Genomic DNA, 6344 nt, shown 5'->3' on the forward strand with positions numbered 1-6344 from the left:
CTATAACTCCTCTTCCAATAAATCTAAAAACCGCGAAATGACCCCTTGCTCATTCTTAGTAAACTTCGACAAGACATCCTCATAAGTGTGAAGGGTATGCTGATGGTGGTGCTGATGCTCTAAGGCAATCGGCTTACCAATCTCAGTTAAGCGGTAATAGAGAACCCGTGCATCATTTTCATCGCGATAAGTCTCCAGCATCCCCTGACTTAATAAGGGCTTCACAGCCTTCGTGATCGCTGCCTGACTAACATTCAATTTCTTTGCTAAGACAGAATTGGTTAGAGCTTCATCAGCAACCAGCATCAAAATATGTTCCTGAGTGTTGGTTAATGAAACACCACTTGTACAAGAACCAACTAAAATCTCATGTTGATTCTCAGATAATAATAAAATAGAATTTAAAAAACGATCGATTTTATTTGCAACTTCAGACAAAATAAACTCCTTCTAATTCACTAACAGAAACTTTACCGGTTAATTATATCACAAAAAAGAAAAAAAATAAACAAAAAAAGGAGTAAAACTCCTTTTATAATCTATACCGGCGGCCGGGGTCGAACCGGCACGTCCTTGCGGACACTGGATTTTGAGTTCCATAACTCCATTATTTAAATCTTACAACCCTGATTTAATAGGGTTTTAAGCCTTTTGAATCTTGCAAAATAGACTCATTTTTCAAATTTTAGTAACTTTTTGGTAACACTCCATACCTTATCGTTCTAAGAGCATCATCAGAGAATAGACGATATGTCCCAACAGGTTATATTCATCCAGAGGTATTCAAGACACTTGTACGATTAACAGTTAATGTAATCATTTTATTTTCTCCTTTAATTAGGGTAAGTGTTTTTTATTATTTTAACAAAAATAACTCTTTAGCCCAAGAATTTGATAATTCATTTTCTAACAAAACTTTTTTTTAAATCTATCTTATGATATACTAAACTTATCAGCTATTGGTTCTGAAAAAGTGTCTGCCACAGTTTTACTACAAATTCTCATGACTTGTGCCAAGATTTATAAAAAACGGATAGCTATAATAGCTCTTAGAGCAAAAACATGACATATAGGAGGTTAAAGACATGTCATACTTTTATCTTTTTATCGCCATTGTAGGAGAGATATTGGGAACTAACCTTTTGAAATTATCAGACGGTTTTACAAAGCCTATTCCAACCGTTTCTGCCCTACTTAGCTATGGCGTTTGTTTCTATTTCTTATCACTAGCAATGCAAAAAATTCCTGTAGGAATAGCTTATGCAACATGGTCAGCTGTCGGTTTAGTTTTGATAACCTCTATCGCAGTAATGATTTTCAAAGAAACACTAAATGTTTATAGCATTATCGGTTTAATTTTGATTATCATTGGTGTTGTCATGGTTAACTTATTAGGAAATGCAGGACATTAATAAAACCGGCTCTATACTATTTGTAGTGGGTAAATCCCCTATGGATATTATGGAGCCTATTTTGTTGTAGAAAAAAAGTTCCATAAGAACTATAATGAAAAGCTAGAATTCTGTCAATATTTTGGACACATTTTGGGAGGGAATTTTGAAGACTAGCGTCCTCCTAATTTTCCCAATAAGTTTTAACTTCTTCAAAAATCTTATTCAAAAGTTCTGCATCTTTTTCTGACAACTGATTTTTTTCTATAACTCTATCTTTTAGTTCTGTTGCCTTTATTTTATTTCTTGCCACCGAAACTGCTATTGAATGTTTCAAAATATCAAACTCATCCTTTGAAAAGTTTGCAATATTGGTAAGATCTAATTGTTCTAGAGGTAAACTACTGATAATTGAATAAGGTTTTTGTCCCAGCAAATAATCTGTAGTAGTCCCAAAGATATTTGCTAATTTCACAACGAATTCTAATCCTGGTTCTAACGTTCCATTCTCCCACCGAGAATATGTCCCTTGTTGAACTCCAATTAATTCCGATATTTGTACTTGAGTTAACTTTTTTGATTTTCTGAGAGTTTTTAACCTCTCTGAAAATTTATAATCCTCTGTATACATAATTCTCCTATAGATATTCTTATTCGTATATTTTAGCTTGACAAAATATTCTAAACGGTATAAAATAGAATTATTCCATAAGGAATATTTATTTTGAGATTGAATATTCCATTGAGAATATTATAGCATAAAAGGAGGTAAAAGCGTATGTAACTAGTAGTCGATTTAAAAAATTTTAATAAAGGAGGTAGGATTCGACAAAATAAAAAATCTTGAAACAAATGTGCCGTTCGTTCCAAGATCAAAACATATTATGTAACAATTATACCACAGAAAACTCTTCAGTTGCACAAGAAAATTTCGGAGGTTTCACAAAAAGATGACCAATAAAGAGTTAGTCAATCAAATTTCTGGCCTAAACTCTACCTCTACTCTTAAAAATTGGATTCAACTGATTAAAGAGATAAGTGGCAAGGAATTTAAGAAAATTAAAGTTCCTATCAGTAGAAATCCCAGAACTCATCAATTAAGTTATACAGTTGCCTATGATTTTACAGACGAAGACCTTAGACAATTTCAAAAGTTAGCTAAACTAAAACTTGAAATAGGTCTAAAAGAGGCTATACAAGCCGTATTTGGGAGTCTAGCAGACAATGAACATGAATCCCTAAACCAAGTAATAGATGAGCTCTACGATGAACTGAGCGCCTTAAAACAGGAATTTAAGCGAGAAATGCGACTGATAAAAATTGAGAATTCCAACCTAAAAAAGAAAATCCAAGATATTGAAGAGTCGATGCAAACCGGCTTACTAGGGTTTGTTAACAAGAGGTCAAAAAATAGGTTCGGCTAATAGCGAGTTTTCGGCTGAGCCATGAGGCAGAAAGCCGAAAATGAGCGTAGATGCGGACGGACCATTTTTGACCGATAGGGTGTGTAGTAACACCACCCTCTGCAAGTTAGGTGTACCATCGAAAAAATTCAGTATTACCAAGGGTTTTGGAGATTTTAAGGGTGGCAAAATTAGGCAAAAAGTTGAATCAAAATCTATGGCAAAAAATGAGCATTTACGTTCTGTATTTGACTGGATTCAAATTCAGTTTGATAAGACTGAATTTTCGCCAAAAGAAATAATCGAAGATATCCTATTTCTTGACTTTGACCTATTTATTGAGAATAAGGGGAGCCTTAAATACTATAACTATGATAGCCAGCTTCATTATGGGAATATCCGTATCTACTATGGATCGAAAGAGTCGTCCTACATGCTTGTCATGTCAGGACAGGCACTAGAGTTCTATAGAGATATGGTATTAGATCCAAATAGTCTCTCCGAAAGACAGTTTCTGAACAACCTCTACTACAATTACATTCATTTTTCAGTAAGACGAATTGATATTGCAATAGATGATTTTAATGAAACACCCTATTTCACTCCTAATCAACTTCTAAAGATTTGTCAGAAGAAACGCTTTCTATATGGAAAAAGCACCTACTACAATACCTACGGAGATGAAACGATCGGTCAGACCTTATATTTAAGAAAACCCAATGATGATGAAAGACTTAGAATTTACGATAAGCGCTTAGAACAAGCTGAAAAGCTCGGGATCAGCAAGCGGTATATAGAAAATTGGATAAGAACTGAGTTAGAACTTAGGAAAGCAAAAGCTCACTACTTCATTCAAGAATGGTTGCATTCAGAAATAGATCTTCTTAACTTTACCAAGGGATACCTCAAAGAAAAAGTGAGGTTCTATAGTGATAGTCACTTCTCAAAACCTTTGAGATCTTGGGAAAAGTTTTTAGGTCACTCAAAACCTGTCTCTATCATTATTTCAAAACCAAAGACAGAACTAGAACAAAAATTAGAATGGTTTACCTATAAAGGTTCTGGAGCTATTCTAAAAGCGTATAAATTTCTATACGACAATAACTTACTGCATGAGTATGAGAAATCTAACTATCTCGCACTCAACAATATGGAATATCCACCAGATTTAGCAAGTGGATTAATAGAAAGGGCAATTCTCTTTAAAAGAGAAGATTTAATCCCTACAATCAAAGAAAATATCAAAAGGAGAAATTAAATATGGCAAAAATGCTCTCACAAAATGACTGGAATTTCAATAACATTGGAACAAAATTTGAATTGGATGAAGTCATTCCAAAATTTGAAACGGAAGTCCGAGCAGATGCAAACGGAGAAATTATCAAAAACCGAGATGGTAGCGAAAGACGTTTTAATACCGATAAAATCATTGGTTGGAAATACAATGTAACGATCAAGGATGGACAATTCAAAAAGAAATCAACCCAAGTCTCAGTAGACAATCCAGAAGCTTTAGTCGATAATGACTATATCCAAGCAATGGATCAAGTACCAGTTACATTTGACAATTTACAAGCTACTATGATTAGTTCAACGATGTATTACAAGGCGGATGCTATCCATTTAGTAGATGTAAAACAAAAATAAGTATAAGACAAGGGGAGTTAATCCTCCCCGTACTTAATCTAATTAGAAAAGGAGAGCACATGATTAAAACTGTAACAAAAGATGACCTTATCGAACTTGGATTTGCTCCAGGAACTGCAAGAAAGATTATCCATACTGGCAAATTACTATTAGTGAATCGTGGTTTTAATATCTACGATAACAAACGGATTGGTACAATTCCAGCCAGTGTCGCTGAAGAACTACTAGGAATTGAACTCCAGAAAGAAGCATAATGAATGACTATTCGTAAAACTAAAAGTGGTAAATGGACTGTTGATGTTTCTAACGGTTTCCACCCAGTCACACAAAAAAGAATACGTATTATTCGTAAAGGATTAAAATCTAAAAAGGAAGCCCTAGAACTTGAACAACATATTAGAGTTGTAGAATTAAAAGAAAAACAATTTGACTTTGTAGTAACAACGGATATGTTATTCGACTTACTTGAAGAAGATGATTTGAAAAATGGCAGAAAAGTAAGCTACACAAGTACACAAAGAAATAATTATGAGCGTCATATTAAGCCATATTTTAAAAATACAAATTTAAATAAATTAACGTATGACCATATATTCGAATTTCGTGAATACCTAAAAACAAAACCTAAAAAACAAAATGAAAATGAAGTTTTAAGCTATAATACAATTAATAAGGTTCTGATTCTACTTAAAAAAATTTTTGATACTGGTATAAGAAAATCACTCATTGATAAAAATCCAGTTAAGAATCTGAGAAAATTACCAATTAGGAAGCCTGATATTAAATTTTGGAGTATAGAAGAATTCACGAGATTTAGAGGACTTATTCGAGATGATGAAATAAGTTATGACCTGTTTTTCGTAATTGCTTTCTTTACTGGAATGAGAATGGGAGAAATCCTCGCATTGAACTGGAATGATATAAATCTTTTAACAAATACGATTTACGTTACCAAAACGGTATACTTTGTTAATAATACAAGCTACATTAATACAACAAAAACACGATCAGGAACTAGAAATATAACAATAAATCAGAAATTAGCAGAAATGCTAATAGATTGGAAAGTAAAACAAAAAGAAAAACTTGAGGAATTTACGAAAAATACTGAAGAACTTCAAATAATACAGAGTACACCAATATCAATTACAAAAAATATGATTGATAAGAAGTTTAAGCAAATACTAGAAAGGGATAAAGATTTAAAGAAAATAAGAATTCATGATTTAAGACACTCTCATGCATCATTACTTATAAATCAAGGAGAAGATTATCTTGTTGTCAAAGAAAGATTAGGACACGCATCTATTACAACAACAATTGATACTTATTCTCATTTGTACCCTAGCAAACAGAAAACATTGGCTAATAAACTTGATGATTTATTTTAAAATGGAAAAAATTGGTAACTCAACAAAAACAGAGAAAAAAAGACAAGGTCCGAAAACCTTGTCTTTTTTACTATACCGGCGGCCGGGGTCGAACCGGCACGTCCTTGCGGACACTGGATTTTGAGTCCAGCGCGTCTGCCAATTCCGCCACGCCGGCATAAATTTAACTGGGGTAGCTGGATTCGAACCAACGCATGAGGGAGTCAAAGTCCCTTGCCTTACCGCTTGGCTATACCCCAATAATAATAATAAATAGGCGAGTGATGGGGATCGAACCCACGCATGCCAGAGCCACAATCTGGTGTGTTAACCACTTCACCACACCCGCCATAATTATTAACACGGGCAGTAGGAATTGAACCCACACTGAAGGTTTTGGAGACCTTAGTTCTACCTTTAAACTATGCCCGTAAAGGATGGAAGGGGAGGGATTCGAACCCCCGAACCCGAAGGAGCGGATTTACAGTCCGCCGCGTTTAGCCTCTTCGCTACCCTTCCTGATTATTGAATTG

At 34.2% G+C, this 6344-nt stretch carries 8 protein-coding genes and 5 tRNA genes; 6 read left to right on the forward strand and 7 right to left on the reverse strand.

Going from position 1 to position 6344, the window contains the following annotated elements:
- Complete coding sequence (locus WKT08_RS08370) at window positions 1–438, reverse strand: zinc-dependent MarR family transcriptional regulator (protein WP_003004547.1); 438 nt, start codon at window positions 436–438, stop codon at window positions 1–3.
- A gap of 647 nt (window positions 439–1085) precedes the next feature.
- Here WKT08_RS08370 and WKT08_RS08375 point away from each other — a divergent pair.
- Window positions 1086–1412 carry a DMT family transporter gene (locus WKT08_RS08375; RefSeq protein ID WP_049510269.1) on the forward strand — a complete coding sequence of 109 codons (327 nt, stop codon included), beginning with the start codon at window positions 1086–1088 and terminating at the stop codon, window positions 1410–1412.
- 163 nt (window positions 1413–1575) lie between these two features.
- Here WKT08_RS08375 and WKT08_RS08380 read toward each other — a convergent pair whose 3' ends face one another.
- Entirely contained in the window at window positions 1576–2022 is a 447-nt protein-coding gene (locus WKT08_RS08380; RefSeq protein WP_000287814.1) for a helix-turn-helix transcriptional regulator, read from the reverse strand.
- Between the two features lie 319 nt (window positions 2023–2341).
- Between WKT08_RS08380 and WKT08_RS08385 the strand changes: the two genes are divergently transcribed.
- The 5 genes from WKT08_RS08385 to WKT08_RS08405 are packed head-to-tail and all read left to right on the forward strand — an operon-like array spanning window position 2342 to window position 5832.
- Window positions 2342–2815 carry a hypothetical protein gene (locus tag WKT08_RS08385; protein WP_000182279.1) on the forward strand — a complete coding sequence of 158 codons (474 nt, stop codon included), beginning with the start codon at window positions 2342–2344 and terminating at the stop codon, window positions 2813–2815.
- A gap of 40 nt (window positions 2816–2855) precedes the next feature.
- Window positions 2856–4052 carry a replication initiation factor domain-containing protein gene (locus tag WKT08_RS08390; protein ID WP_004182182.1) on the forward strand — a complete coding sequence of 399 codons (1197 nt, stop codon included), beginning with the start codon at window positions 2856–2858 and terminating at the stop codon, window positions 4050–4052.
- A 2-nt stretch (window positions 4053–4054) separates the two neighbouring features.
- On the forward strand, window positions 4055–4441 hold the full coding sequence (locus WKT08_RS08395) for a hypothetical protein (RefSeq protein WP_001096844.1): 387 nt from the start codon (window positions 4055–4057) through the stop codon (window positions 4439–4441).
- Window positions 4442–4500: 59 nt separating this feature from the next.
- Window positions 4501–4695 (forward strand): DUF3173 domain-containing protein, encoded by a 195-nt coding sequence (locus WKT08_RS08400; protein WP_000598356.1) that lies wholly within the window; start codon window positions 4501–4503, stop codon window positions 4693–4695.
- 3 nt (window positions 4696–4698) lie between these two features.
- Window positions 4699–5832 (forward strand): tyrosine-type recombinase/integrase, encoded by a 1134-nt coding sequence (locus WKT08_RS08405; protein ID WP_004182166.1) that lies wholly within the window; start codon window positions 4699–4701, stop codon window positions 5830–5832.
- Between the two features lie 73 nt (window positions 5833–5905).
- Here WKT08_RS08405 and WKT08_RS08410 read toward each other — a convergent pair.
- The 5 genes from WKT08_RS08410 to WKT08_RS08430 all read right to left on the reverse strand — a co-directional run bounded on the left by WKT08_RS08410 (window position 5906) and on the right by WKT08_RS08430 (window position 6330).
- Window positions 5906–5989 (reverse strand) — tRNA-Leu (locus tag WKT08_RS08410).
- Window positions 5990–5999: 10 nt separating this feature from the next.
- A tRNA-Gln gene (locus WKT08_RS08415) sits at window positions 6000–6071 on the reverse strand.
- Between the two features lie 16 nt (window positions 6072–6087).
- Window positions 6088–6160, reverse strand: a tRNA-His gene (locus tag WKT08_RS08420).
- Between the two features lie 12 nt (window positions 6161–6172).
- Window positions 6173–6243: transfer RNA gene (locus WKT08_RS08425), tRNA-Trp, on the reverse strand.
- Window positions 6244–6249: 6 nt separating this feature from the next.
- A tRNA-Tyr gene (locus WKT08_RS08430) sits at window positions 6250–6330 on the reverse strand.
- Between the last annotated feature and the right edge of the window lie 14 nt (window positions 6331–6344).

It is taken from the genome of Streptococcus sp. HCA-5024, from assembly GCF_037890265.1.
Lineage (GTDB): Bacteria > Bacillota > Bacilli > Lactobacillales > Streptococcaceae > Streptococcus > Streptococcus lingualis.